Here is a 24,084-nt window from a genome sequence, read left to right on the forward strand (position 1 = left end):
TTCCATGGTATTTATAAGCCCTTAATGACTCACTGCTTAATTACTACCCCCTGCGTCTTTACACAGAAGGTATGCGAAGCTAAAGAGCGTAGTAAGACAACGCCTGAAGGCTGGGTCAGGAAGTTTCGCCGCGCGCACCAAATCAAAACGCCGGCACGCCGCTGTGAAAGCGCAGCTCAGCGTCCGGTTCGCTGATCAAGCGCGCTTCCGCTGCCCCAATCGCCCGCACGCGCGGCGCGATATCCTTCGGTGAAATCTGTGCCGCCAGCGTCAGGTAATCCTGATAGTGGCGCGCCTCTGAGCGCAGCAGCGAGATATAAAACTTCTCCAGCTGCGCATCCAGATACGGCGCCAGGCTGGCGAAGCGCTCGCAGGAACGCGCTTCGATATACGCCCCGCAAATCAGTTTATCCACCAGCGTATCCGGTTCATGGGTAGTCACTTCACGCAGCAGCCCTTTGGCGTAGCGGCTGGCGGTGATCTTGCGATAGGGCAAATCGCGCGCCTGCATGATTTCCCACACCTGATAAAAGTGGTGCAGCTCCTCTTTAATCAGCAGCACCATCTTTTCCACCATCTCATCAGCCCACGGCAGTTCATTGCGCACAATAATGCTTTTGCTGAGATTCTTATGGGCATTGATAAAATCGCTGTCGTGATTCTCGCCGAAAATAAAATCTTCGTACGGCTGCAGCCACGCCAGAATTGCGTCACCACTGGGTTTATCCGCGACGTATTTGCGGATCAGCCACACTGCGGTCTGCGCCGCTTTCAACTCGCATACCATGTGATCGGTAAGCAGCAGCGTGAGATTTTCCGGCTTGCGCGCTTCATCAATCCACGCCTGCGGCGTGCGGCACTGTAAAAACTGGTGAATGGGGTCTAATAGCGAAGCGTAATTCATCGGAGGTTCTTTGCTGGCAGGAAAATTACCGGGCGGCACGTGCCGCCCGTCAGGGCTTAGTGACGCACACCGTCATCGTCTTCGTCGTCGATCTCTTCGCCGTCGTCTTCATCTTCGGCATCCGGATCTTCAAAGTAGGTGCCCCAGCCGTCGTAATCGACGTTGTATTTCCCGACCAGATTCACCAGCTGCTCGACCTGCGCGTCAATCAGTTCCGGCTTCAGCGCCGATTCGCTCAGGATGTCGACGCACATCACGGTGCTGCCGTCTTCCAGCTCCAGCTCTTCCGGCTCGGTGACTTCATAGCCCAGCTTGAACGCGTCAACCGCGGCCTTCTCCAGCGAGTCGAAGTTGTTGCAGGAGAGATGATGCTCGATGGTGTAAAGCGCATCCGGATCGCTGCCGTCTTCCAGCAACTCTTCAATGATCAGGCGCGTCTCTTCGCGCTGTTCTTCCAGCAATGCTTCGTATGCCATGGGCGTGTCCTCAAAATAGTGGCAGTGAATGCAATTATTTTCCCACACTGCCTCGCGCGCCACTACACAAAACAGAAAGTTTCTTAGCGCTGGGGTTGAAAATGCATATTCATACGGTTAGATTGAATTTTAATTCATTATTGATGTAATGCGGAGCGCAGTATGAGTCAGCTGTATTCGAGACATTTCCTGAGATTGCTGGACTTCACCCCAGCCGAAATCACCGGTCTGTTATCACTCGCCAGTGAATTAAAACAGGCAAAGAAAAACGCCAGCGAAACCCAGTACCTGAAAGGCAAAAACATCGCGCTCATCTTCGAAAAAGACTCGACCCGTACCCGATGCTCTTTCGAAGTTGCCGCCTACGATCAGGGCGCTAACGTCACCTATCTCGGCCCGAGCGGCAGCCAGATCGGCCATAAAGAGTCGATGAAAGACACCGCGCGCGTACTGGGACGCATGTATGACGGCATCCAGTATCGCGGCTACGGCCAGGCGCTGGTAGAGACGCTGGCCGAACATGCCGGCGTGCCGGTGTGGAACGGCCTGACCACCGAGTTCCATCCGACGCAGTTGCTGGCTGACCTGCTAACCATGCAGGAGCATCTGCCGGGCAAAGCGCTGAGCGAGATGACGCTGGTGTACGTCGGTGATGCGCGCAACAACATGGGCAACAGTATGCTGGAAGCGGCGGCGCTGGTGGGGCTGGATCTGCGGCTGGTGGCACCGAAAGGCTGCTGGCCAGAAGAGGAGCTGGTGGCGCAGTGCCGCGCGGCAGCACAGCACACCGGCGGCAAAATCACCCTGACAGAAGAGATTGCCGAAGGCGTGCAGGGTGCTGATTTCATCTATACCGACGTCTGGGTATCAATGGGCGAAGCGAAATCAGTGTGGGAAGAGCGCATCGCCCTGCTGCGTCCCTATCAGGTGAACAGCGCGATGCTTGCGCTGACCGGCAATCCGCAGGTGAAGTTCCTGCACTGCCTGCCCGCGTTTCATGATGACCAAACCACGCTCGGACGGCAGATGGCCGAACAGTATGGTCTGCACGACGGCATGGAAGTCAGCAACGAGGTGTTTGAATCCGACCATAGCGTGGTGTTTGACCAGGCGGAAAACCGCATGCACACCATCAAAGCGGTGATGGTGGCGACGCTGAGCCAGCGCTAAGCCTGCACAGCGCAAACGTTTACCTCACGCGTGATTTCTGCTTGATGCGGCTCAGTGAATGCGTATAATGCGCCACAATTTGCCGGAGGAAACATGCAACAGCGCAGCGCACAATTTGCCGCTCCCGTACGCCTGAATGCAGGCGGCGCACCTGTTTCTTTCCGTCATTCATCGATCGCCAGAAAGCCCCTGTAAAGGGGCTTTTTTTTGTCCGCAATCCGGCAGCGCAGAGGAGAGAGCTATGGCCAACCCGCTATATCGCAAGCACATTATTTCCATCAACGACCTCAACCGCGATGAGCTGGAGCTGGTGCTGCATACCGCCGCCCAGCTGAAAGCCCATCCGCAGCCGGAGCTGCTGAAACACAACGTTATCGCCAGCTGCTTCTTTGAGGCTTCAACGCGCACCCGCCTGTCGTTTGAAACCGCGATGCACCGGCTGGGCGCGTCGGTGGTGGGGTTTGCCGACGGCAGCAACACCTCGCTGGGCAAGAAAGGGGAAACCCTCGCCGATACCATCTCGGTGATTGGCACCTATGTGGATGCCATCGTGATGCGCCATCCGCAGGAAGGGGCGGCGCGGCTGGCCACGGAGTTTTCGGGCGGCGTGCCGATCCTTAACGCCGGCGACGGCGCCAACCAGCACCCGACGCAGACGCTGCTCGATCTGTTCACCATCCGGGAAACCCAGAGCCGCCTCGATAACCTCAACGTGGCGATGGTCGGCGACCTGAAATATGGCCGCACCGTGCATTCGCTGACCCAGGCGCTGGCGAAGTTCAGCGGCAACCGCTTCTACTTCATCGCACCGGATGCGCTGGCGATGCCGTCCTACATCACCGATATGCTGGATGAACAGAACATTGCCTGGTCGCGCCACGACAGCATCGAAGAAGTGATGCCGGAGCTGGATATTCTCTACATGACGCGCGTACAGAAAGAGCGTCTCGATCCCTCAGAGTATGCCAACGTGAAAGCGCAGTTCATCCTGCGGGCGGCCGATCTGGCCGGTGCGCGCGATAACATGAAGGTGCTGCATCCGCTGCCGCGCATTGATGAGATCACCACCGATGTCGACAGCACGCCGCACGCCTGGTATTTCCAGCAGGCCGGCAACGGCATCTATGCCCGCCAGGCCCTGCTGGCGCTGGTACTGAATAGCGAACTGGCACTGTAAGGAGCAGAACGATGACCCACGATAACAAACTGCAGGTTGAAGCCATCAAACGCGGCACGGTGATTGACCACATTCCGGCGCAGGTCGGCTTTAAGCTACTGTCACTGTTCCGCCTCACTGAAACCGATCAGCGCATCACCATCGGCCTTAATCTGCCGTCGGGCGAGATGGGGCGTAAGGATCTGATCAAAATCGAAAATACTTTTCTGACTGATGATCAGATCAATCAGCTGGCGGTGTACGCGCCACACGCCACGGTGAATCGCATTGATGAGTATGAAGTGGTGGCGAAGATTGCACCAACGCTGCCGGAACGCATCGAGCGCGTGCTGACCTGCCCCAACGGCAACTGCATCAGCCGCAGCGAGCCGGTGTTCTCCAGCTTTGCGGTGAAACAGCGTGACGACGATGTGCACCTGAAGTGTAAATACTGCGAGAAAGAGTTCGCGCGCCACGTGGTGCTCGGTCACTGGTAATCGCCCGTTTCCTCCCTATAATGGGGCGAACATTTTCGCGGCGGGCAAGGGTTCGCCGCGCATGCCTAAGGAGAAACAATGTCTCGCGAAATCAGTACTGAAAAAGCCCCGGCAGCGATTGGCCCGTACGTCCAGGGCGTGGATCTCGGCAGCATGATCATCACCTCCGGCCAGATCCCGGTCGATCCGGCCACCGGTGCGGTTCCGGACGACATCGCCGCGCAGGCGCGTCAGTCGCTCGAGAATGTGAAGGCGATTGTGCTGGCCGCTGGCCTGCAGGTGGGCGACATTGTGAAGACCACCGTGTTCGTCAAAGACCTGAACGATTTCGCCACGGTCAACGCCACCTATGAAGCGTTTTTCACCGAGCATCAGGCCAGCTTCCCGGCGCGCTCCTGCGTGGAAGTGGCGCGTCTGCCGAAAGACGTGAAGATTGAGATCGAAGCCATCGCGGTACGCCGCTGATTTAGCTGTCATCAATCACACAGCATGCAGGGGGCGTATCCGTGCGCACCTGGCGAGATCGCCAGGTCGTCATCAATGACGACCCTGCATAGTTCGTGAATTCCGATCTTCCCTATCTCGACGATCGCAGCAGTTTCTCCAGCGGTCGCACCAGCGCCAGCACCGTTTCATCCTGCACCTGCGCCGCCGCATCCAGCCGGGCGTGCATCTGCGCCACCTCGCCTGCGCCATAGGCCTGGTTGCGCTCCAGCGCATTCACCAGATCCAGCCCCATCCGGCTCAGCTCAGCGACCTGACGCACCTGCGGCTGCAGCGCTTTCAGCTGATAGTTGCCCAGCACCAGCGGCATCACTGCATCGCTGTTGCGCTGCCAGCGCTGCAGCTGATGGCGCAGGGCGCTGGCGGCAGCATGATCGCCGCGATTGGCGATCAGCGCATCCACCTGCTTATCCAGCAGGCGCACCGGCTCGCTCTCAGCCGGCAGCACGTCCGCCAGCCGGTTCAGCGGCTCAAAATAGTCATAATGCCCGGCCTGAAACTTCAGGTGCTGGCGGGTGTAATACTGCGCGGGTTCCAGCACTTCCGCCAGCACGCGCAGCGGAGTGATATCGCTGCTGTTGGCCAGCCGCATCATCTGCACCTCGGCCTGCTGATGCTGCTGCAGGCCGACTGACACCGTCCCCCAGCGATCAATCGCGCTGAGCCGCTGGTACATATTCTCGCTGTCGGTCACATCCTGCGCCGACCACAGCCGCTCCGCCACCACAAAGGCGCGCGGCCACAGCCGCGTATCAATCACCCGGCTATTCACGTTCTCCGCCCACAGCGCCGCTTCACCGCCCAGCAAATCACGCTGCAGCTGAGCGGGCGTGGGCAGTACCGGGGCAATACCGGCCGGTATCTGCGCCAGCCTGCTGCCTGTGGTCGGATAGCGTACGTTGCCCACCAGCACGTAGCCGGTCAGGCTGTCACGCGTCAGCGTCACCACCGGCTGAAACGGCCCCATCCAGCTGTCGACGCTGAAGGTCAGCTGCGTCGGTGATAGCCAGCGAATGTCGCTGACCTGGCGTCGCGCCTTGCCGCTGAAATCGATAAAACCGCGCCAGCCGTTTTTGCCCTCAATCAGGGTGAAACTGCCCTGCACCGCGCTGCCTTTCAGACGCGGCATAGTGAACTGCCAGCTTTGCGCCTGATCGTCGGCGCGCAGTTGATCGACGCCGTTCAGCCCCTGCGGCCAGAGCTCGTTGCGATAGTGATACGCGGCGCTCTGCGGCTGGTCGAGATAAAAACCGGTGGAAAGAATGCCGCGATACCCCTGCTTTACCACTTCGCTCAGCGCGTCCTGCCCCTGCCACGACTGAATCACAATACTTTTCGGCAGGTCGGGATGGTACACCTCATCCCAGCCAAGCATGCGCCGCTGATGCGCGGCGAGAATCTTCTCAACCCGCTGGTTGAACCACGCCTGCAGCGCATGGGCGTCCTGCAGGCCGTGGTCGCGCATAAACTGCTGAATCTTCGGTGAGGCGTTCCACTGACTGGGATCGACTTCATCCCCGCCGATATGAATGTAGGGATCGGGAAAGATCGCCGCGACTTCGCCAATCAGCGTATCAATAAAGCGAAACACCGCTTCATTGCTGGGATCGAGCAAGGGTTTAAACACCCCCCAGCCGCGCTCCATGGCATACGGCCCCGGCGCGCTCATCAGCTCCGGCATCGCTACGGCCAGGGCGGAAGCATGGCCGGGCAGATCGATTTCCGGCACCACGCGCACGCCGCGCTGGGTGGCATAGTGCACCAGCTCGCGCATTTGCTGCTGGCTGTAGAACAGGCCATCACTGGCCTGCTGCTGCAGCTGCGGATAGTGACTGGAAGCAAAGCGCCAGCCCTGATCGTCGGTCAGGTGCCAGTGAAACACATTCATGCGCGCCGCGGCGATACCATCAATCTGCCGCTTGAGGGTTTCCAGCGGCAGGAAATGGCGCACCGGATCGATCAGCACGCCGCGCCACGGGAAGCGCGGCCGATCGTCAATGGTGACAAAGGGAATTTGCGTGCCGCTGGCGGTGTTGGCGATCAGCTGCAGCAGGGTTTCCATACCGCGCATCGCGCCAAAACGGGTAGGTGCCTGCAGCAGTACGCCACTGCTGCTGACCTCCAGATGGTAGCTTTCGTCGCTGTCCGGTTGCGGTAGCGGATCGACCGCGTCGGCAATCCGGACCTGAATGGCGGGACGATCGCTGGCCGGGCTGGCGGGCAGCAGCGCCCAGCCGGTTTGCCGCGCAATGCGGGCGCGCCAGCGCGCTTCGGCCCCTTCCAGGTGATCGCCGGTGATGTGCAGCGAAAATTGCGGCGTCAGGGTAAACGCGCCACCGCCAGCGGGCTGCGTCACCTGCTGTGGCCACGGCATCAGCGGCAGATCGTCTGCCGGTGCGGCCTGCGTGGAAAACGTCAGGGAACACAAAACGGCCAGCAGCGTACGGGGCAGAAGCATGGTGGGCATCCTTGTAAGGCAAAACGATGGGCCGGAAATGGCGCAAAACGCTCATTAAACCTGTTTCGCAACGCAAAGCAAGTTGCAACCGGCTGAAGTTTGCCCGGCTTAAAACTTTTCAGTGTAGCGGCTGTTGACCACTGCACGGCTTTCAGGCGCTGGCCGCGCTTCTTTGCGACAGGTCAAAAACAGTGCGATTAATTTCCTCCGAAACACCACATGTTGCGATTACACTCCTTAAAATTATCTACATGTAGTTTCCAGCGGAGAAAGGGAAGATGGCAACGGTAGTGATTAAGCGTGACGGCTGCAGGGTGCCGTTTGATGCCCGGCGCATTGAAGCTGCAGTGCGGGCCGCCGCCCAGGCCGCCCAGGTTGACGACCTGGCCTGGTGCACGACGGTCGCTCAGCAGGTCAGCGCGCAGCTGGCAACCCAGGCTGAGGTCGATATTCGTGACATCCAGTGTGCCGTGGAAGAAGCGCTGATGAGCGGACGCTGGCCACAGCTGGCGCGCGCCTATATCGAATACCGTCACGACCGCGATCTGGCGCGCGAGCATCGCGGCAAGCTGAACCATGCCATTCGCGGCCTGGTGGAACAGACCAACGCGGCGCTGCTCAACGAAAACGCCAACAAAGACAGCAAAGTGATCCCGACGCAGCGCGACCTGCTGGCCGGCATCGTGGCCAAACATTATGCCCAGCAGCAGTTGCTGCCGCGCGATGTGGTGCTGGCGCACGAACGCGGTGAGATCCACTATCACGACCTCGACTACTCCCCCTTCTTCCCGATGTTTAACTGCATGCTGATTGATCTGCACGACATGCTGACGCACGGCTTCAAAATGGGTAACGCCGAGATTGAACCGCCAAAATCCATCGCCACCGCCACCGCGGTGACGGCGCAGATCATTGCGCAGGTCGCCAGCCATATTTACGGCGGCACCACCATAAACCGCATTGACGAAGTGCTGGCGCCGTTTGTCACCCTCAGCCTTGAAAAACATCGCCAGATTGCCCGCGAATGGCAGATTGCTGACGTGGAAGCTTACGCGCACGCACGCACGGAAAAAGAGTGCTACGACGCGTTTCAGTCGCTGGAGTACGAAGTCAATACGCTGCACACCGCCAACGGCCAGACGCCGTTCGTCACTTTTGGCTTTGGCCTCGGCACCGACTGGGCGGCGCGCCTGATTCAGCAATCGATTCTGCGCAACCGCATTGCCGGGCTGGGCAAAAACCATAAAACCGCGGTGTTTCCTAAGCTGGTGTTTGCCATTCGCGAAGGCGTCAATCGCCGCGCCGGCGACATCAATTACGACATCAAACAGCTGGCGCTGGAGTGTGCCAGCAAGCGCATGTATCCGGATATTCTCAACTACGACAAAGTGGTGGAAGTCACCGGCTCGTTCAAAACGCCGATGGGCTGCCGCAGCTTCCTCGGCGTTTACGAGGAAAACGGCGAGCAGATTCATGAGGGCCGCAACAACATCGGCGTGATCAGCCTCAACCTGCCGCGCATTGCGTTAGAAGCCCAGGGAGACGAAGCCCGCTTCTGGACGTTGCTGGATGCGCGCCTGGCGCTGGCGAAGCGGGCGCTGATGACCCGCATTGCCCGGCTGGAAAAAACCAAAGCGCGCGTCGCACCGATTCTTTACATGGAAGGTGCCTGCGGCGTGCGGCTCAACGCGGACGATGAGGTGGGCAAGATCTTCCGCAACGGCCGCGCCTCGATCTCGCTGGGGTATATCGGTCTGCATGAAACGCTTAACGCGCTAAGCGGCAACGCCGTGCATCCGTATGATGCCGCGCATCTGCGCGCAACCGGTGTGGCGATTGTGACGCATCTGCGCCAGGCGGTGGATGCGTGGAAAGCGGAAACCGGCTACGGCTTTAGCCTGTACAGTACGCCCAGTGAAAACCTGTGCGATCGCTTCTGTCGCCTTGATGCCGCCGAATTTGGCGTAGTGCCGGGCGTGACCGACAAGGGCTATTACACCAACAGCTTCCATCTCGACGTAGAGAAAAAGGTCAATCCGTACGACAAAATCGACTTTGAAGCGCCCTACCCGGCCATCGCTAACGGCGGCTTCATCTGTTACGGCGAATACCCCAACATTCAGCACAACCTGCGGGCGCTGGAAGATGTGTGGGATTACAGCTACGACCGCGTGCCCTATTACGGCACCAACACGCCGATCGATGAGTGCTACGAGTGCGGCTTCAGCGGCGAGTTCAGCTGTACCAGCAAAGGCTTTACCTGTCCGTGCTGCGGCAATCACGATCCGGCGCGAGTTTCGGTCACGCGCCGCGTCTGCGGCTATCTTGGCAGTCCGGATGCGCGGCCGTTCAACGCCGGCAAGCAGGAAGAGGTGCAGCGCCGTGTTAAACACCTTGATACCGGACAGCTGGGATGATGCACATTCATCGTTACTATGATGTGGATATCGTGAATGGTCCCGGCACGCGCTGCACGCTGTTTGTCGCGGGCTGCGAACATCAGTGCCGCGGCTGCTACAACCAGAGCACCTGGCGGCCTGACTCCGGCGTGCCGTTTACGCTGGCCATGGAGGAGCAGCTGATCGCCGATCTGCAGGATCGCCGCATTCCGCGTCAGGGGCTGTCGCTGAGCGGCGGCGATCCGCTGCATCCGCACAATGTGCCGCATATTCGCCGGCTGGTGAAGCGCGTGCGGCGCGACTGTCCGGATAAAGATATCTGGCTGTGGACCGGCTACACCCTGGCGGAACTGACGGCGGCGCAGCGTGAAGTGATTGCGGAAATCGACGTGCTGATTGATGGACGTTTCATCGAAGCGGAAAAAGATGCGCGGCTGCTGTGGCGCGGCAGCCGCAATCAGACTATCTGGTATTTACGCCAGTCACAGTGCGAGGATGCCGAGCAGCATGCCGCTGACGGCCACGCCGCAGAAGGCGATCCACAACGCGCGCGGCGGGAACGCGCGATGCAGCATCAGTAGCGACGGCACGCTGACCGCGGGCAGCGTCACCAGCAGCGCCAGCGCCGGTGCGATGCCCATGCCCGCCAGCATCATGGTTTGCACGATGGGGATCTCGGCGGCGGTCGGGATCACAAACAGGCAGCCGGCGATGGCCATCAGCATCACCCAGAACAGCGTATTCCCCACCGCGCCGTCCGCGTGCGGAAACAGCCAGACGCGCGCGGCGCCGAGCAGCAGCACCGCCACGATGTAGAGCGGAATGGTGTTACAGAACAGCCGCCACATCACACGCAGCCAGCGCGTCACAAACCGTTCATGGCTTTCTTGCGGCAACAGCGGCGCGGCAACGGCGGTTTCCGGCACGCTGCGCTGCACCAGCAGGGCAATGCCCAGCACCATCACCCCACCCGCCACCAGCCGAATGGCGGCAAACTGCCAGCCGAGCACAAAGCCCATAAACACCAGCGTTGCCGGATTGAGCAGCGGATTCGCCAGCCAGAACGCCATCGCCGCGCCGCTTGAAACCTGCGCCTGACGCAGGCCGACGGTAACTGGCGCGGCACAGCAGCTGCACATCATGCCCGGGAGGCCAAAACCGGTGCCGACCAGCGTGGCCCCCAGCCGGTTGCTGCCCATCAGGCGCAGCAGCCAGCGGCGCGGAATCAGCACCTGCACCAGCGAGCCCAGCACCACGCCGAGCACCGCGGCTTTCCACACCGCGAGAAAATAGACCATGGCGTAATCCAGCGCGGCGCGCCACGGCGAATCTGCGGCATTGGCAAGAATAGAGCGGCCGATGGAATGGGTTTCTGCGGCCGTGAAGGCTTTGCCATAGTAAGGCTGCCATTTTACGTACCACAGGCCGATAAGTACCACGGCGAGGAACAGCAGCGGTTTCCACCAGGCGAAGCGGGCCGCTGGTGCAGGTGAGGCGAATTGGGTCATAACCGGTTCCGTATTCAACTGAATAACGTATGCCGCGCGGAGCGCGCGACGCAGATCCCACAGTGTTATTCAGGTTATGACTGTGTGCCAGCGTCGTCACGCTTAAACTTGATCTGTCTCCGGAATTTAACCAATCCCGCCTGCGCCGGCTGGCTTGCGTTTCCGCGCTCAGGGTCCAGACTTGTCTGTTGAAACGTGTCACGCACAGCAGGTGCGTGACCAGCAAGGAGGAGAAAGATGAGCAAGAAAATAGCGGTTCTGATTACCGATGAATTTGAAGACTCAGAGTTTACCTCACCGGCCGAGGCCTTCACCAAAGCGGGCCATGAAGTGGTCACCATTGAGATGCAGGCGGGCAAAACCGTGAAGGGAAAACAGGGCAAAGCCGAAGTCAAAATCGACAAGGATATTGACCATGTCAGCCCGGCCGAGTTCGACGCGCTGCTGCTGCCCGGCGGTCATTCGCCTGACGCGCTGCGCGGTGACGATCGCTTTGTCACCTTTACCAAAGAGTTTGTCGCCAGCGGCAAACCGATTTTCGCCATCTGTCACGGTCCGCAGTTGCTGATCAGCGCGAACGGCGTGCGCGGTCGCAAAATGACCTGCGTGAAAGCTATCGCCATCGATCTGCGTAATGCCGGCGCGGACTTTTACGATAAAGAGGTGGTGGTTGATGATGACAAGCTGGTTACCAGCCGCACGCCTGAAGACCTGCCCGCGTTTAACCGCGAATCCCTGCGCATTCTGAACGCAGCGTAAGGCGGTCGCCCGGTGCGCCTCTGCGCGTGCCGGGCTAACGCTGCCAGACAATCTTTTTGCCAAACCCCAGCGCGTTATCGGTCATTTTCAGCTCATCAAGCGTAATTTCCCACAGCGGCGCGGTGACTTTTTTTGCCACCGGAAAGCGCGACTGATAGGCCTTCAGCGCCTGCGCCTCATCAGTCAGCTGAATACGCCCGCGATACTGCACGCCTTTAATCAGCAGCACCGTTTTCGGCTGGCCGTTCACCGTACCGGCGACGCGTGGATAACGCGCCATCAGCACGCCGTGGCGCGTATCCGCTTCGGTCATCAGCCAGAACGCCATGCGCGCTTCATCGAATACGTAGAAACAGTTGGCGCACCATAGCGCATCGCCGTCGCTGGCACACAGCGACAGCACGTGCTGTTTTTTCAGATAGCGAATCAGATGAGAATGATCAGACAAGAGCAACTCCGTGCGTTGATAGCGATGCGGCCGCAGGCGCGTTACACTGTCTGCCAGCACATGAACGAGGTTTGTAAATGGAACAGGGCTGGCAGCTGTATATGCTGCAAACCGCCGCCGGGATGCTTTATACCGGCATCACCACTGACGTCAACCGTCGCCTGCAGCAGCACCAGCAGGGGCGCGGTGCCCGTGCGCTGCGCGGCAAAGGTCCACTGACGCTGGTGTTTCACTGCGCGGCTGGCGATCGCGCGGCGGCTTCCCGGCTGGAGTATCAGGTAAAACAGCTGAGCCGGGCGCAGAAACTGCTGCTGGTTGCCCAGCAGCCGGCCTGCTTAACGGCGTGGTTTAGTCGATACGATTGAAAGGTGCCGAGAAGGCGATCAGCCCTTCTGCCCCATCGAATGCATCGTCCGCCAGTTTATACACCTGAAACGCCGCTTCGCTGCCGGGCCAGCGGCAGTGCAGGCCGTGACGCGCCGCCGGTTCAAAGCCGAGCGGATTGTAGAACTGCGGATCGCCCAGCACCACCACGGCGCTGTAGCTGAACTCATTGAGCGAATCGAGCCCTTCATACACCAGCTGTTTAGCAATGCCCTGACTGCGCACCGAGGCATCAACCGCCAGCGGCGCCAGCGCCACCCAGTTACGATCCTCGCCCTGCAACGTCACCGGACTGAAGGCGGCATAACCCAGCACCTGGCCTTCGTCATCGGTGGCCACCACACCCAGCGTGAGTAAACCGTCTTCACGCAGCTGCTGTACCAGTTCCGCTTCGGCTGCGGTGGCAAAACTGCGCTTTAACAGGCTGTCGATGCCTGCCGCGTCCACACCAATTTCAGTACGAATCAACATGAGATCCCCGCGCGCGCCTCAGCGGCCTTCGCGTCCTGTGTCATTCCTGCCTCAACAAAAGCAGCCAGCTGCAGCAACCCCGTGCGCAATGGCGTGGGCATGGCGTCCAGTTCTATGGCATCCATCAGATTCTTCACCTCCAGTCCCAGCTCCGTGTCGCCCTCAATCACCAGACGGCGCTGAAAGAACAACATATCGGGGTCGGCTTTGCGTGCTGCTACCAGCAGCAGATCGTTGGCTTCGCCACGAAACCAGACATCTGCTACGGCATCGCGCGAAACGGTCAGGCGCCCGTCCTGCAGCGTGGTGATCCAGCGCAGATTGACGTCCGCGATCTCAATGCCGAGATAGCGCCCTTGCAGAAAGTCTAACTCACCTTCAGCCAAAGCATGACGAAATTGCCAGTTTAGGAGTTGTTGCAAAACCGTTTTTTTCACGGCGAATGGTGTTAGCGACACCGGTAAAGCGAGGAATTCCGGCCCTTTTTCAATTAACAGGCCGCGTAAGCGTGCGAACATGCGCTGCACTCCCTTGAGAAAATTTTATCTATATTGCCACATCCGTCGGCTTTCGCCTCAACCGGGATCAAGGAAATCGCCCCGCGTCTGTGCGAAAATTCTCCATTCCGCCCTGGCAATCCCGCTTTCACTGCCTTAAATCAACATTGCAGCACCTGCGCTTCCTTACACTCAACGGCGTTCAGAATCCGGGGGAGGAAATTGTATGGAACTGCTGTGTCCGGCGGGGAATTTACCTGCGCTGAAATCGGCGGTGGAGCACGGCGCTGACGCGGTGTACGTCGGCCTGAAAGATGACACCAACGCCCGCCACTTTGCTGGCCTCAATTTTACCGATAAGAAACTGGCAGAAGCCGCGCGCTTCCTGCATCAGCACCGGCGTAAACTGCACGTGGCGATCAACACCTTCGCCCATCCTGACGGCCTTAACCGCTGGCAAAGCGCCATCGACGTCGCCGCACAGAACGGTGCCGATGCGCTGATTCTGGCCGATATCGCCACGCTGGAGTATGCCGCCAGCCGCTATCCACAGGTTGAACGTCACCTGTCAGTGCAGGCGTCCGCCACCAATCTGCAGGCCATTCAGTTTTATCACCGCCACTTTGCGCTGAGTCGCGTGGTGCTGCCGCGCGTGCTGTCGATGCACCAGGTAAAGCAGCTGGCGCGTGAAACGCCGGTGCCGCTTGAGGTGTTCGCCTTTGGCAGCCTGTGCATCATGGCAGAAGGCCGCTGCTATCTCTCGTCGTGGCTGACCGGCGAGTCGCCGAACAGCGCGGGCGCCTGTTCACCGGCCAAATTTGTGCGCTGGCAGCAGACGGCACAGGGCATGGAGTCGCGCCTGAACGAAGTGCTGATTGACCGTTACGCCGCCGATGAGAGTGCGGGCTATCCGACGCTGTGTAAAGGACGCTACGAGGTGGATAACCAGCGCTATCACGTGCTGGAAGAGCCCACCAGCCTCAATACCCTGGCGCTGCTGCCGGAGCTGCTGCGCGCCAATATCGCCTCGGTGAAAATTGAGGGACGCCAGCGCAGCCCGGCCTATGTGGCGCAGGTGGCAAAAGTGTGGCGTCAGGCGATCGATCGCTGCATGGCCGATCCGCAACAGTTCACGGTGCAGGCGCCGTGGATGCGCGCACTCGGTGAACTTTCTGAAGGCAGCCAGACCACGCTTGGCGCCTATCACCGCGACTGGCAATAAGGAGACCGTATGAAATATGCCATCGGCCCGGTGCTGTGGTACTGGCCAACCGCCACGCTGGAGCAGTTTTACCAGCGCGCCGCAGAAAGTAGCGCAGAGATCGTCTACCTCGGCGAAGCGGTGTGCAGCAAACGCCGCGCCACCGCGTTCAGTCAGTGGATGGAGATGGGCCGCACGCTGGCGGCCAGCGGCAAACAGGTGGTGCTGAGCACGCTGGCGCTGCTGCAGTCGCCTTCCGAAGTCAAAGAGCTGCGCCGCTATGTTGAAAACGGTGAGTTCTTACTGGAAGCCAACGATATCGGCACCGTGAACATGGCGGCAGAGCGCAAACTGCCATTTGTCGCCGGTCCCACCCTGAATGTGTATAACGCGCAGACGCTCCAGCTGCTGCTGCAGGAGGGCATGACGCGCTGGTGCATGCCGGTGGAAATGTCACGCGACTGGCTGATTCAGCTGTTGCAGCAGTGCCATGACGCTGGCCTGCGCGACCGGTTTGAGGTTGAAGTGCTCGGCTATGGCCATCTGCCGCTGGCGCTGTCGGCGCGCTGCTTTACCGCGCGTTCTGAAAACCGTGCCAAAGATGATTGCCAGACCTGCTGTATTGATTATCCCACCGGACGCCGCGTGCTGTCGCAGGAGGGCCAGCAGGTGTTTGTCCTCAACGGCATTCAGACCATGAGCGGCTACTGTTACAACCTTGGCAACGATCTCGCCGGTATGCATGGCTGGATCGATATTGTGCGCCTGTCGCCGCAGGATGAGAGCACGCTGGCACAGGTTGATCGCTTCCGCGCTAACGAAGCGGGTGAAGCACCGCTGATGATGGCGCGCGGCAGCGACAGCAACGGTTACTGGCGCCGCCTGGCCGGAATGGCGCTGGATAGCGGCGGTTAAAGGCACATTCCGGCTATATTCCTGCCGTTATTAGCAGTTTTAATATGGGTAATGATGCGTAATACTGACTGGTGCAGGTTTACTTATCACCTGCGCCATCCTTTGCTGGAGTACCCATGTCTGAGAAGAAAACTGTTCGCCTGTCCGTGCTGGATCTGGCCCCCATTCCGCAAGGCTCGTCTGCGCGCGATGCCTTCCATAATTCGCTGGCGCTGGCGCGTCAGGCTGAAGCCCTTGGCTTTCATCGCTACTGGCTGGCCGAACACCACAACATGACCGGCATCGCCAGCGCCGCAACGTCGGTGCTGATTGGCTATCTCGCCGCTAACACCGAAACGCTGCGCCTCGGCTCCGGCGGGATCATGCTGCCCAACCACGCACCGCTGGTGATTGCCGAACAGTTTGGCACCCTGGAATCCCTCTACCCTGGCCGTATCGATCTCGGACTGGGCCGCGCGCCCGGCTCCGATCAGCGCACCATGCTGGCGCTGCGCCGTCATCTTTCGAGCGCCCAGGCCGACAGCTTCCCGGAAGATGTGGCCGATCTGATCCGCTGGTTCGATGCCGAAGAGGGCGAACATCCGCCGGTACAGCCGGTGCCTGGCCTCGGGCTGAAAATTCCGGTGTGGCTGCTGGGTTCCAGCCTGTATAGCGCGCAGCTGGCGGCGCAGCTTGGTCTGCCGTTTGCCTTTGCTTCGCACTTCGCGCCAGACCTGCTGTTGCAGGCGCTGCACCTGTATCGCGAAAAATTCCAGCCCTCTGCGCGTCTGGCAAAACCTTACGCTATGGTGTGTGTCAACGTGGTGGCGGCAGACAGCGATCGTGATGCGCGCTTCCTGTTCACCTCGATGCAGCAGCAGTTCATTAATCTGCGCCGCGGCAAGCCCGGCCCGCTGCCGGCGCCGGTGGAGAACATGGATAACCTGTGGTCGCCGTCCGAACAGTATGGCGTGCAGCAGGCGCTGAGCATGTCGGTGGTGGGCGATAAAGATAAAGTGCGCCACGGCCTTGCCGCACTGCTGCGTGAAACCCAGGCGGATGAGATCATGGTCAACGGCCAGATTTACGATCCGCAGGCGCGCCTGCGTTCGTTCGCGCTGGCGATGGAAGCCGCACGCACGCTGTAAGCCTTACTGCGGTGGGGAGAGTCCTTCCGGCCCCACCGCCATCTTGCGCACATCGCGCGCCGGAGACTGGCCATAAAAACGGCTGTACTCCCGGCTGAACTGCGACGCACTCTGATAGCCCACCCGATAGCCCGCCGTCCCGGCATCCAGCTTCTCAATCATCATCAGCCGGCGCGCTTCGTTGAGCCGCAGCTGCTTCTGATACTGCATCGGCGTCATCGCCGTAACCGCTTTAAAGTGATGGTGCAGCGATGAAATGCTCATGCCAACGCTGCTGGCCAGCTGATCCACCTTCAGCGGTTGATGAAAGTTTTCGCGCAGCCAGCGCGCCGCGCGCGCCACTTTGTTGCCCGGGCGCTCGGTCAGCGCCATGTTCAGAATGCGCGGCCCTTCCGGCCCGGTCAGCAGGCGATAGAAAATCTCCTGCTCAATCAGCGGTGCCAGCGCGGCGATATCCTGCGGCTGATCCAGCAGCGCCACCAGCCGCATCACCGCATCCACCAGCGGCGGCGCGACTTTGTGCACGGTAATGCTGCGTTCTGGGGCGGCGCTGCCAATCTGCTGCGGCGGGAAATGCTCCAGATAGCGCAGCAGGCGCGCTTCGTTGATGGTGATGCCGACGCCAAGACAGGGTTTCTCTGGCGTCGCCAGCACCACGCAGGACTGCACCGGCATGTCCATGGTGACCAGCAGCAGATCGCCCGGCCCGTAATGCATCACATCATCGCCCATGCGCAGTGCTTTCTGGCCCTGGGCCATCAGCGCAAACCCCGCCCAACTGGCAATGTGCGCCAGGCTGGAGGGGTGCGAGCTGCGGCCAAAAGAGAGAAAATCAATCGCGCTGGCGGTGCGCCCATCCTGCTGCGCGTGACGGGCAATCATCGCCACCAGCTGCTGCCACTGTTCCTGATGAATCATGCGTTATGCACTCCGCGATGAAAAATCACTGAATCCCCATTCTTACCTGCCGATGCGGTTGCGCCTAGTCCCTGCGCCACAGATTTGCAGGATCGTGCAAAAAGCTTGCAGGATTGCGCTACCGCACAAAGCGGCAACAGCGCATGCTTTACTCACCCGAAATCTCAGGTGGAGAGACACAATGCAAGCACTTGAAGGCAAAATTGCGCTGGTGACGGGCGCGTCGAAAGGCATTGGCGCCGCCATCGCCATGACTTTCGCCGCGGCCGGCGCCCGGGTGGTGGTGAATTATCGTCAGGATGAAGCGGGCGCGGCGGATGTGGTGACCGATATTTGCGCGCTGGGAAGCGACGCCATCGCCGTACAGGCCGATATATCCCGTGAAGCTGACGTGCAACGCCTGTTCGCCAGCAGTATTGCGCAGTTTGGCGCGCCAGACATCGTGGTCAACAACGCCGGCATGTTTCACCATGGTGACTTCGCCAGCCTCAGCGTCAGCGACATGCAGCAGCAGCTCAACGTCAATCTGCTCGGTACGCTGCTGGTGTGCCAGCAGGCGGCGCAGCATTTTCCGGCGCGCGGCGGCTGCATCATCAACCTCAGCGCGCTAAACAGCCAGCGCAGCCTGCCCGGCTCGGTACTGTGGTCAGCGACTAAAGGCGCGATCGACACCTTAACGCAGGGGCTGGCACGTGAGCTGGGCCCGCGCAACATTCGCGTCAACGCGCTGGCGCCGGGGATCATTCTGACCGAAGGGCTGCTGGCAGCGAAAAAAATGAATGCGGAATTTAAAGCGCAGCTGATCGCGGCCACGCCGCTGGGACGCTTTGGCCTGCCGGAGGATGTGGCGCAGGTGGCGCTATTTCTGGCGTCGGAAGAGTCGGCTTATGTTACCGGTGAGCGGGTGCTGATTGCCGGCGGCGTGTAAAGCCTGCGTTACAGACATAAAAAAAGGACGCTTGCGCGTCCTTTTTATTTTTAAGCGATTAACGCTTATGCATCACGGCGACGTGGTGCAGCTGCGCCTTCGTCGCGACGTGGGCCACGGCCACCTTCACGGCTGAAACGTCCGCCTTCACGACCGCCTTCGCGACGCTCAGAGAAACGACGCGGTGCGCCACCTTCACGGTTGCCACCCTCGCGGTTACCACGACGCTCACCACCGAAGTCACGACCGCCGCTACGACGCTCGGTGCGCTCGTGTGGCTGTGCATCGCCCAGCAGCTGCATATTCATCGGCTTGTTGAGAATACGCGTACGCGTGAAGTGCTGCAGGACTTCACCCGGCATGCCTTTTGGCAGCTCGATAGTGGAGTGGGTACCAAACAGCTTGATGTTACCGATGTAACGGCTGCTGATATCGCCTTCGTTAGCAATCGCGCCCACGATATGACGCACTTCAACACCGTCGTCACGGCCCACTTCAATGCGGTACAGCTGCATTTCGCCAACGTCACGACGTTCGCGACGTGGACGATCGCCACCTTCGCGGCTATCACGGCTGTCACGACGTGGACGGTCGCCGCCACGCTCATCGCGATCGCGGAATTCACGACGCTGTGGACGTGGTGCATCCGGTGGCAGAATCAGTGGACGTTCGCCCTGCGCCATTTTCAGCAGTGCAGCGGCCAGCGTTTCCATATCCAGCTCTTCTTCTGGCTGCATTTTAGCCAGCAGCGCACGGTACTGATCCAGATCGCTGCTTTCCAGCTGCTGCTGAACTTTGGCAGCGAACTGCGCCAGACGACGCTGACTCAGCAGCTCGGCGTTAGGCAGCTCAACTTCCGGAATAGTCAGCTTCATGGTGCGTTCGATGTTGCGCAGCAGACGACGCTCGCGGTTCTCAACGAACAGCAGCGCACGGCCAGCACGACCCGCACGACCGGTACGGCCGATACGGTGTACATACGATTCGGCATCCATCGGGATGTCGTAGTTAACCACCAGGCTAATACGCTCAACGTCCAGACCACGGGCCGCAACGTCAGTCGCGATCAGGATATCCAGACGACCGTCTTTCAGGCGCTCCAGCGTCTGCTCACGCAGCGCCTGGTTCATGTCACCGTTCAGCGCGGCGCTGTTGTAGCCGTTACGCTCCAGCGTTTCTGCGACTTCCAGCGTGGCATTTTTGGTGCGCACGAAGATGATGGCAGCATCAAAGTCTTCCGCTTCGAGGAAACGCACCAGCGCGTCAGACTTACGACCGTAAGCGGTCCAGTAAGACTGAGAAATGTCCGGGCGTGTAGTGATGCTGGACTGGATGCGCACTTCCTGCGGATCCTTCATGAAACGCTTAGTGATACGGCGAATCGCTTCCGGCATGGTTGCAGAGAACAGTGCGGTCTGATGACCTTCCGGGATCTGCGCCATGATGGTTTCAACGTCTTCGATGAAGCCCATACGCAGCATTTCATCGGCTTCGTCCAGTACCAGACCACGCAGGCTGGACAGGTCCAGGGTACCGCGTTTCAGGTGATCCAGCAGACGGCCCGGGGTACCAACCACGATCTGTGGACCCTGGCGCAGTGCGCGCAGCTGCACGTCATAACGCTGGCCACCGTACAGGGCCACGACGTTAATACCGCGCATGTGTTTAGAGAATTCTGTCATCGCTTCAGCCACCTGAACCGCCAGTTCGCGGGTCGGCGCCAGCACCAGGATTTGCGGTGCGCGGACAGAGGGATCAACGTTGTTCAGCAGCGGCAGCGAGAACGCTGCTGTTTTACCACTACCGGTCTGCGCCATACCCAGCACATCACGGCCCGCCAGCAGGTGAGGAATACACTCAGCCTGGATTGGCGATGGCTTAACGTAGCCCATACCGTTCAGTGATTCGAGGATGTCGGCGTTCAGGCCCAGATCAGCAAAAGTGGTTTGAATATCAGTCATGTAGTACACGTGCCTCTTAGATTGCGGCGGCCAGTCTACATAACTCGTCGTGAAAACTTTCAGTCATTTTCATCAAAAAGTGTGAACCGGCTCAAATTAGAAGTTTTGACGAACAGAAAAGCCCTCACCTGTTCAGGCGATGACTTTACGGGTAAATCAGGCAATAAAAGTTCGTCAGCTATTGCTGGTCAGATTCTGATAAATCGTCTTGTGTCTGGCCGAGTTGCGCCAGTTCCAACAATGCGTATCGGTGTTCAACAAAGTTATTGACGTTGTTGGCCACCGCCAGTTTGAACAACGCTTTCGCGTCGTCCTTCTCCCCCAGACTTAGGTAGTACTTACCTAAATAGAAGTTGGTTTCACTGAGATGTTCAGCGAGCGAGGTGTTATCCGTTGCGTCCGCCTTGAGACGTTCCATCAATGTTTTTTCACTGATGTCGCCCAGGTAGAACTCGACAATATTCCATCCCCATTGGTCCTTAGCCGCCTTGTCGTAACGCTGTTGTAGCGTCACTTTTGCCTTGTCGGCATCCATCTCGCGTTCAACGAGGTAGAGCCACAGGCTGCGGAACGGATCGTTAGGATCGTCTTGATAAAACGCCAGCAGATCATCTTGCGCTAACTTGTATCGACCGCCGTAATAGAGGGCGATACCACGGTTTAAATGCGCATAGTTGTAAGTTGGATCAAGCTCAAGTACAGAATCAAACGCTTCATAGGCAGCATCAAAATTGCCTGCCTGCGTTAAGTAAATGCCGAGATAGTTAAACACTTCCGGCATATCCGGTCTGATAGACAGCGCTTGCGAGAAATCGTTCCGCGCTAGTGCCCTCAGACCCAAACTATCATACAACACTCCGCGCTCATATAACAGCTGTGCGCGTTCATCATCGGTCAGGGCCCGACTGGCAAGAATTTGTTCCATTCGCGCCAGAATAACCTCTTGCTGCAGTGTGGGCTGCAAAGGTACTGCCAGAACTTCGTTCTTACGCCAATTGGAGTTGCTGCATCCTGCCAGCGTGATAGCTGTCGCAACAAAACACCAGCGCAAAAAAGGCTTCATTTCCCACTCCCGAATACAAACATTGGGATAACCATCCTGTCATCCGCCTGCTATGCACAAGGGTTCCCGCCCTCGCGATGATACCCGTCCTGCTTCAGCTGCACTGACACGCTGACCAGCGCGCCACGCATTCCGGGTATACAAACACCGCTCCCCGCCAGCAGGCAGGGAGCGGCTGATCAGGAAAAACGCTTACTCGGCGTCAGGCGTCGTCACCGCAGCGGTTTCTTCTGCTGGCTTCTGCTCTGTCGCTTCTTTGATGCTGAGACGAACGCGGCCCTGACGATCCACTTCCATCACTTTAACTGGCACTTCCTGACCCATCTGCAGGTAATCGGTCACTTTCTCTACGCGCTTGTCGGCGATCTGAGAAATGTGTACCAGACCTTCTTTACCGCCGCCGATTGCCACGAAGGCACCGAAATCAACGATACGGGTCACTTTACCGGCGTAGATACGGCCCACTTCGATCTCAGCGGTGATCTCTTCGATGCGACGAATCGCTTCTTTGGCTTTCAGGCCGTCGGTCGCTGCGATCTTCACGGTGCCATCATCTTCGATTTCGATGGTGGTGCCGGTCTCTTCGGTCAGCGCACGGATAACTGAACCGCCTTTACCGATGACGTCTTTGATCTTGTCTGAGTTGATCTTGATGGTGTAGATGCGCGGCGCGAACTCGGAGATCTCCTGACGCGGCGTGCTGATCGCCTGTTCCATCACGCTCAGAATGTGCAGACGCGCACCCTTGGCCTGGTTCAGTGCCACCTGCATGATTTCGCGGGTGATACCTTCAATTTTGATGTCCATCTGCAGCGCGGTGATACCTTCACGGCTACCGGCTACTTTGAAGTCCATATCGCCGAGGTGATCTTCGTCGCCGAGGATGTCAGACAGCACCACGAACTTCTCGTCTTCTTTCACCAGACCCATCGCGATACCGGCAACGGCCGCTTTGATCGGTACGCCAGCGTCCATCAGTGCCAGCGATGCACCGCACACGGAAGCCATAGAAGAAGAACCGTTCGATTCGGTGATTTCAGACACGACGCGCACGGTGTACGGGAACGCATCCTGTTTAGGCATTACTGCCAGCACGCCACGCTTCGCCAGGCGGCCGTGACCAATTTCACGACGCTTCGGTGAGCCAACCATACCGGTTTCGCCCACGGAGTACGGAGGGAAGTTGTAGTGGAACAGGAAGCTGTCAGTACGCTCGCCCATCAGCTCATCGAGATTCTGTGCGTCACGCGCGGTACCGAGGGTGGCAGCGACCAGCGCCTGCGTTTCACCACGGGTAAACAGCGCAGAACCGTGGGTACGCGGCAGTACGCCAGTGCGCACGTCCAGACCACGGATCATATCTTTTTCGCGGCCATCGATACGCGGTTCGCCGTTCAGGATACGGGTACGCACCACGTTCTTTTCCAGGCTGTGTACGATGTCACCGATTTCGGCATCATCCAGCGTTTCGTCTTCAGCCAGCAGTGCGGCGATGGTTTCGTCTTTGATGACGCCAACCTGCGCATAGCGCTCCTGCTTGTCAGTGATGCGGTAAGCATCGCTGATACGCGCTTCGGCCAGGGCGGCAACGCGTGCGATCAGCGCATCGTTCGCCGGCTCTGGCTGCCAGTCCCAGCGTGGTTTGCCGGCTTCGGCCACCAGCGCATTGATGTTTTCAATCACAACCTGCTGCTGGTCGTGGCCGAACACCACAGCACCCAGCATCTGATCTTCGGTCAGGATGTCCGCTTCAGATTCCACCATCAGCACTGCATTCTGCGTACCGGCAACCACCAGATCCAGACGAGACTGTTTGATCTCATCCGCGGTTGGGTTCAGCACGTACTGATCGTTGATGTAACCAACGCGTGCCGCACCGATTGGGCCGTTGAACGGAATACCAGACAGTGACAGCGCAGCAGAAGCACCGATCATCGCAACGATGTCCGGGTTAACCTGCGGGTTCACGGATACCACAGTCGCGATAACCTGTACTTCGTTAACAAAACCTTCCGGGAACAGCGGACGCACCGGGCGGTCAATCAGACGCGCAATCAGGGTTTCGCCTTCGCTTGGACGGCCTTCACGACGGAAGAAGCTGCCCGGAATACGGCCAGCAGCGTAAGTACGCTCCTGATAGTTCACTGTCAGAGGGAAGAAGTCCTGACCGGCTTTGGCTTTTTTCTGGCCCACGACGGTAACGAATACCGCGGTGTCGTCCATGCTTACCATTACTGCTGCGGTGGCCTGGCGCGCCATCATGCCGGTTTCCAGCGTGACGGTATGCTGACCATATTGGAATTTGCGTACGATCGGGTTCAGCAAAATTTAAGTCCTTAA

At 59.1% G+C, this 24,084-nt stretch carries 23 protein-coding genes and 1 pseudogene; 12 read left to right on the forward strand and 12 right to left on the reverse strand.

Translation table 11 applies throughout. The features are described 5' to 3' along the window. Nucleotides 1-142: 142 nt before the first annotated feature. Nucleotides 143-904, reverse strand: a complete 762-nt coding sequence (locus E7738_RS11365; RefSeq protein WP_058770673.1) for a tRNA isopentenyl-2-thiomethyl-A-37 hydroxylase MiaE — start codon at nucleotides 902-904, stop codon at nucleotides 143-145. A gap of 56 nt (nucleotides 905-960) precedes the next feature. Further along, the gene (rraB, locus tag E7738_RS11370) at nucleotides 961-1,380 is read right to left on the reverse strand and encodes a ribonuclease E inhibitor RraB (protein WP_010615961.1); all 420 of its coding nucleotides are present in this window, start codon (nucleotides 1,378-1,380) and stop codon (nucleotides 961-963) included. A 162-nt stretch (nucleotides 1,381-1,542) separates the two neighbouring features. Here rraB and argF point away from each other — a divergent pair, with 162 nt between their 5' ends. The 4 genes from argF to ridA all read left to right on the forward strand — a co-directional run bounded on the left by argF (nucleotide 1,543) and on the right by ridA (nucleotide 4,668). Next, nucleotides 1,543-2,550, forward strand: coding sequence for an ornithine carbamoyltransferase (argF, locus tag E7738_RS11375; protein WP_058774874.1), 1,008 nt, complete (start codon nucleotides 1,543-1,545; stop codon nucleotides 2,548-2,550). Nucleotides 2,551-2,791: 241 nt separating this feature from the next. Beyond that, nucleotides 2,792-3,727 (forward strand): aspartate carbamoyltransferase, encoded by a 936-nt coding sequence (gene pyrB, locus E7738_RS11380; RefSeq protein ID WP_058770675.1) that lies wholly within the window; start codon nucleotides 2,792-2,794, stop codon nucleotides 3,725-3,727. Between the two features lie 11 nt (nucleotides 3,728-3,738). Continuing rightward, on the forward strand, nucleotides 3,739-4,203 hold the full coding sequence (pyrI, locus tag E7738_RS11385) for an aspartate carbamoyltransferase regulatory subunit (RefSeq protein WP_010615964.1): 465 nt from the start codon (nucleotides 3,739-3,741) through the stop codon (nucleotides 4,201-4,203). A gap of 78 nt (nucleotides 4,204-4,281) precedes the next feature. Next, the gene (gene ridA, locus E7738_RS11390) at nucleotides 4,282-4,668 is read left to right on the forward strand and encodes a 2-iminobutanoate/2-iminopropanoate deaminase (protein WP_010615965.1); all 387 of its coding nucleotides are present in this window, start codon (nucleotides 4,282-4,284) and stop codon (nucleotides 4,666-4,668) included. A 112-nt stretch (nucleotides 4,669-4,780) separates the two neighbouring features. Here the strand turns inward: ridA and E7738_RS11395 are convergent, their stop codons facing one another. After that, on the reverse strand, nucleotides 4,781-7,165 hold the full coding sequence (locus E7738_RS11395) for a beta-N-acetylhexosaminidase (protein WP_283342225.1): 2,385 nt from the start codon (nucleotides 7,163-7,165) through the stop codon (nucleotides 4,781-4,783). Nucleotides 7,166-7,443: 278 nt separating this feature from the next. Between E7738_RS11395 and nrdD the strand changes: the two genes are divergently transcribed. Together nrdD and nrdG are read left to right on the forward strand one after the other, a co-directional pair. Further along, entirely contained in the window at nucleotides 7,444-9,582 is a 2,139-nt protein-coding gene (gene nrdD / locus E7738_RS11400; protein ID WP_394515643.1) for an anaerobic ribonucleoside-triphosphate reductase, read from the forward strand. After that, nucleotides 9,579-10,043: pseudogene (gene nrdG / locus E7738_RS11405) on the forward strand (anaerobic ribonucleoside-triphosphate reductase-activating protein); the annotation flags it as partial. The gene nrdD and the pseudogene nrdG, both read left to right, overlap by 4 nt. Before the next feature lie 3 nt (nucleotides 10,044-10,046). Here the strand turns inward: nrdG and E7738_RS11410 are convergent. Then, nucleotides 10,047-11,072, reverse strand: a complete 1,026-nt coding sequence (locus E7738_RS11410; RefSeq protein WP_394515644.1) for a permease — start codon at nucleotides 11,070-11,072, stop codon at nucleotides 10,047-10,049. A gap of 237 nt (nucleotides 11,073-11,309) precedes the next feature. Here E7738_RS11410 and E7738_RS11415 point away from each other — a divergent pair, with 237 nt between their 5' ends. Further along, nucleotides 11,310-11,831 (forward strand): type 1 glutamine amidotransferase domain-containing protein, encoded by a 522-nt coding sequence (locus E7738_RS11415; RefSeq protein WP_021507686.1) that lies wholly within the window; start codon nucleotides 11,310-11,312, stop codon nucleotides 11,829-11,831. 34 nt (nucleotides 11,832-11,865) lie between these two features. On the opposite strand, the gene E7738_RS11420 is transcribed toward E7738_RS11415, so the two are convergent. Next, complete coding sequence (locus E7738_RS11420) at nucleotides 11,866-12,279, reverse strand: YhbP family protein (protein WP_150361183.1); 414 nt, start codon at nucleotides 12,277-12,279, stop codon at nucleotides 11,866-11,868. 77 nt (nucleotides 12,280-12,356) lie between these two features. Here E7738_RS11420 and E7738_RS11425 point away from each other — a divergent pair, with 77 nt between their 5' ends. Further along, nucleotides 12,357-12,644 carry a GIY-YIG nuclease family protein gene (locus E7738_RS11425; RefSeq protein WP_021507688.1) on the forward strand — a complete coding sequence of 96 codons (288 nt, stop codon included), beginning with the start codon at nucleotides 12,357-12,359 and terminating at the stop codon, nucleotides 12,642-12,644. Here E7738_RS11425 and E7738_RS11430 read toward each other — a convergent pair. Both E7738_RS11430 and E7738_RS11435 read right to left on the reverse strand, forming a co-directional pair. Then, nucleotides 12,628-13,134 (reverse strand): GNAT family N-acetyltransferase, encoded by a 507-nt coding sequence (locus tag E7738_RS11430; RefSeq protein ID WP_021507689.1) that lies wholly within the window; start codon nucleotides 13,132-13,134, stop codon nucleotides 12,628-12,630. The two genes, E7738_RS11425 and E7738_RS11430, sit on opposite strands and share 17 nt — an antisense overlap. After that, nucleotides 13,128-13,652: a ubiquinone anaerobic biosynthesis accessory factor UbiT gene (locus E7738_RS11435; RefSeq protein WP_150361181.1), complete on the reverse strand. Its 525-nt coding sequence runs from the start codon at nucleotides 13,650-13,652 to the stop codon at nucleotides 13,128-13,130. The genes E7738_RS11430 and E7738_RS11435 overlap by 7 nt, the downstream gene beginning before the upstream one ends. 205 nt (nucleotides 13,653-13,857) lie before the next feature. Between E7738_RS11435 and E7738_RS11440 the strand changes: the two genes are divergently transcribed. The 3 genes from E7738_RS11440 (at nucleotide 13,858) to E7738_RS11450 (ending at nucleotide 16,874) form a co-directional block, all read left to right on the forward strand. Beyond that, nucleotides 13,858-14,853 (forward strand): ubiquinone anaerobic biosynthesis protein UbiU, encoded by a 996-nt coding sequence (locus E7738_RS11440; RefSeq protein ID WP_058759571.1) that lies wholly within the window; start codon nucleotides 13,858-13,860, stop codon nucleotides 14,851-14,853. Between the two features lie 9 nt (nucleotides 14,854-14,862). Beyond that, nucleotides 14,863-15,747 carry a U32 family peptidase gene (locus E7738_RS11445; protein WP_058770682.1) on the forward strand — a complete coding sequence of 295 codons (885 nt, stop codon included), beginning with the start codon at nucleotides 14,863-14,865 and terminating at the stop codon, nucleotides 15,745-15,747. A gap of 116 nt (nucleotides 15,748-15,863) precedes the next feature. Then, nucleotides 15,864-16,874 (forward strand): luciferase-like monooxygenase, encoded by a 1,011-nt coding sequence (locus tag E7738_RS11450; protein WP_021507693.1) that lies wholly within the window; start codon nucleotides 15,864-15,866, stop codon nucleotides 16,872-16,874. 3 nt (nucleotides 16,875-16,877) lie between these two features. Here E7738_RS11450 and E7738_RS11455 read toward each other — a convergent pair whose 3' ends face one another. After that, nucleotides 16,878-17,792: an AraC family transcriptional regulator gene (locus E7738_RS11455; protein ID WP_059009545.1), complete on the reverse strand. Its 915-nt coding sequence runs from the start codon at nucleotides 17,790-17,792 to the stop codon at nucleotides 16,878-16,880. Between the two features lie 181 nt (nucleotides 17,793-17,973). Here E7738_RS11455 and E7738_RS11460 point away from each other — a divergent pair, with 181 nt between their 5' ends. Then, on the forward strand, nucleotides 17,974-18,720 hold the full coding sequence (locus tag E7738_RS11460) for an SDR family NAD(P)-dependent oxidoreductase (RefSeq protein WP_021507695.1): 747 nt from the start codon (nucleotides 17,974-17,976) through the stop codon (nucleotides 18,718-18,720). A gap of 65 nt (nucleotides 18,721-18,785) precedes the next feature. Here E7738_RS11460 and E7738_RS11465 read toward each other — a convergent pair whose 3' ends face one another. The 4 genes from E7738_RS11465 to pnp all read right to left on the reverse strand — a co-directional run bounded on the left by E7738_RS11465 (nucleotide 18,786) and on the right by pnp (nucleotide 24,069). Then, nucleotides 18,786-20,681 carry a DEAD/DEAH family ATP-dependent RNA helicase gene (locus E7738_RS11465; RefSeq protein WP_058759574.1) on the reverse strand — a complete coding sequence of 632 codons (1,896 nt, stop codon included), beginning with the start codon at nucleotides 20,679-20,681 and terminating at the stop codon, nucleotides 18,786-18,788. Nucleotides 20,682-20,697: 16 nt separating this feature from the next. Next, nucleotides 20,698-20,754 carry a protein YrbN gene (yrbN, locus tag E7738_RS11470; RefSeq protein ID WP_098053093.1) on the reverse strand — a complete coding sequence of 19 codons (57 nt, stop codon included), beginning with the start codon at nucleotides 20,752-20,754 and terminating at the stop codon, nucleotides 20,698-20,700. Nucleotides 20,755-20,859: 105 nt separating this feature from the next. Further along, the gene (gene nlpI / locus E7738_RS11475; RefSeq protein WP_021507697.1) at nucleotides 20,860-21,744 is read right to left on the reverse strand and encodes a lipoprotein NlpI; all 885 of its coding nucleotides are present in this window, start codon (nucleotides 21,742-21,744) and stop codon (nucleotides 20,860-20,862) included. 192 nt (nucleotides 21,745-21,936) lie between these two features. Then, on the reverse strand, nucleotides 21,937-24,069 hold the full coding sequence (gene pnp, locus E7738_RS11480; RefSeq protein WP_058770684.1) for a polyribonucleotide nucleotidyltransferase: 2,133 nt from the start codon (nucleotides 24,067-24,069) through the stop codon (nucleotides 21,937-21,939). Nucleotides 24,070-24,084 lie beyond the last annotated feature (15 nt).

The organism is Pantoea sp. SGAir0430, assembly GCF_043549295.1.

Excerpts from the sequence above, each read along its gene's own strand:
- pyrB (WP_058770675.1), top strand. The coding sequence starts at position 2,792 with ATGGCCAACCCGCTATATCGCAAGCACATTATTTCCATCAACGACCTC.
- E7738_RS11365 (WP_058770673.1), bottom strand. The coding sequence starts at position 904 with ATGAATTACGCTTCGCTATTAGACCCCATTCACCAGTTTTTACAGTGC.
- E7738_RS11435 (WP_150361181.1), bottom strand. The coding sequence starts at position 13,652 with ATGTTCGCACGCTTACGCGGCCTGTTAATTGAAAAAGGGCCGGAATTC.
- E7738_RS11395 (WP_283342225.1), bottom strand. The coding sequence starts at position 7,165 with ATGCTTCTGCCCCGTACGCTGCTGGCCGTTTTGTGTTCCCTGACGTTT.
- E7738_RS11455 (WP_059009545.1), bottom strand. The coding sequence starts at position 17,792 with ATGATTCATCAGGAACAGTGGCAGCAGCTGGTGGCGATGATTGCCCGT.
- pyrI (WP_010615964.1), top strand. The coding sequence starts at position 3,739 with ATGACCCACGATAACAAACTGCAGGTTGAAGCCATCAAACGCGGCACG.
- nlpI (WP_021507697.1), bottom strand. The coding sequence starts at position 21,744 with ATGAAGCCTTTTTTGCGCTGGTGTTTTGTTGCGACAGCTATCACGCTG.
- E7738_RS11415 (WP_021507686.1), top strand. The coding sequence starts at position 11,310 with ATGAGCAAGAAAATAGCGGTTCTGATTACCGATGAATTTGAAGACTCA.
- E7738_RS11445 (WP_058770682.1), top strand. The coding sequence starts at position 14,863 with ATGAAATATGCCATCGGCCCGGTGCTGTGGTACTGGCCAACCGCCACG.
- E7738_RS11450 (WP_021507693.1), top strand. The coding sequence starts at position 15,864 with ATGTCTGAGAAGAAAACTGTTCGCCTGTCCGTGCTGGATCTGGCCCCC.
- rraB (WP_010615961.1), bottom strand. The coding sequence starts at position 1,380 with ATGGCATACGAAGCATTGCTGGAAGAACAGCGCGAAGAGACGCGCCTG.
- E7738_RS11465 (WP_058759574.1), bottom strand. The coding sequence starts at position 20,681 with ATGACTGATATTCAAACCACTTTTGCTGATCTGGGCCTGAACGCCGAC.
- nrdD (WP_394515643.1), top strand. The coding sequence starts at position 7,444 with ATGGCAACGGTAGTGATTAAGCGTGACGGCTGCAGGGTGCCGTTTGAT.
- argF (WP_058774874.1), top strand. The coding sequence starts at position 1,543 with ATGAGTCAGCTGTATTCGAGACATTTCCTGAGATTGCTGGACTTCACC.
- E7738_RS11440 (WP_058759571.1), top strand. The coding sequence starts at position 13,858 with ATGGAACTGCTGTGTCCGGCGGGGAATTTACCTGCGCTGAAATCGGCG.
- E7738_RS11430 (WP_021507689.1), bottom strand. The coding sequence starts at position 13,134 with ATGTTGATTCGTACTGAAATTGGTGTGGACGCGGCAGGCATCGACAGC.
- E7738_RS11410 (WP_394515644.1), bottom strand. The coding sequence starts at position 11,072 with ATGACCCAATTCGCCTCACCTGCACCAGCGGCCCGCTTCGCCTGGTGG.
- ridA (WP_010615965.1), top strand. The coding sequence starts at position 4,282 with ATGTCTCGCGAAATCAGTACTGAAAAAGCCCCGGCAGCGATTGGCCCG.
- E7738_RS11460 (WP_021507695.1), top strand. The coding sequence starts at position 17,974 with ATGCAAGCACTTGAAGGCAAAATTGCGCTGGTGACGGGCGCGTCGAAA.
- E7738_RS11425 (WP_021507688.1), top strand. The coding sequence starts at position 12,357 with ATGGAACAGGGCTGGCAGCTGTATATGCTGCAAACCGCCGCCGGGATG.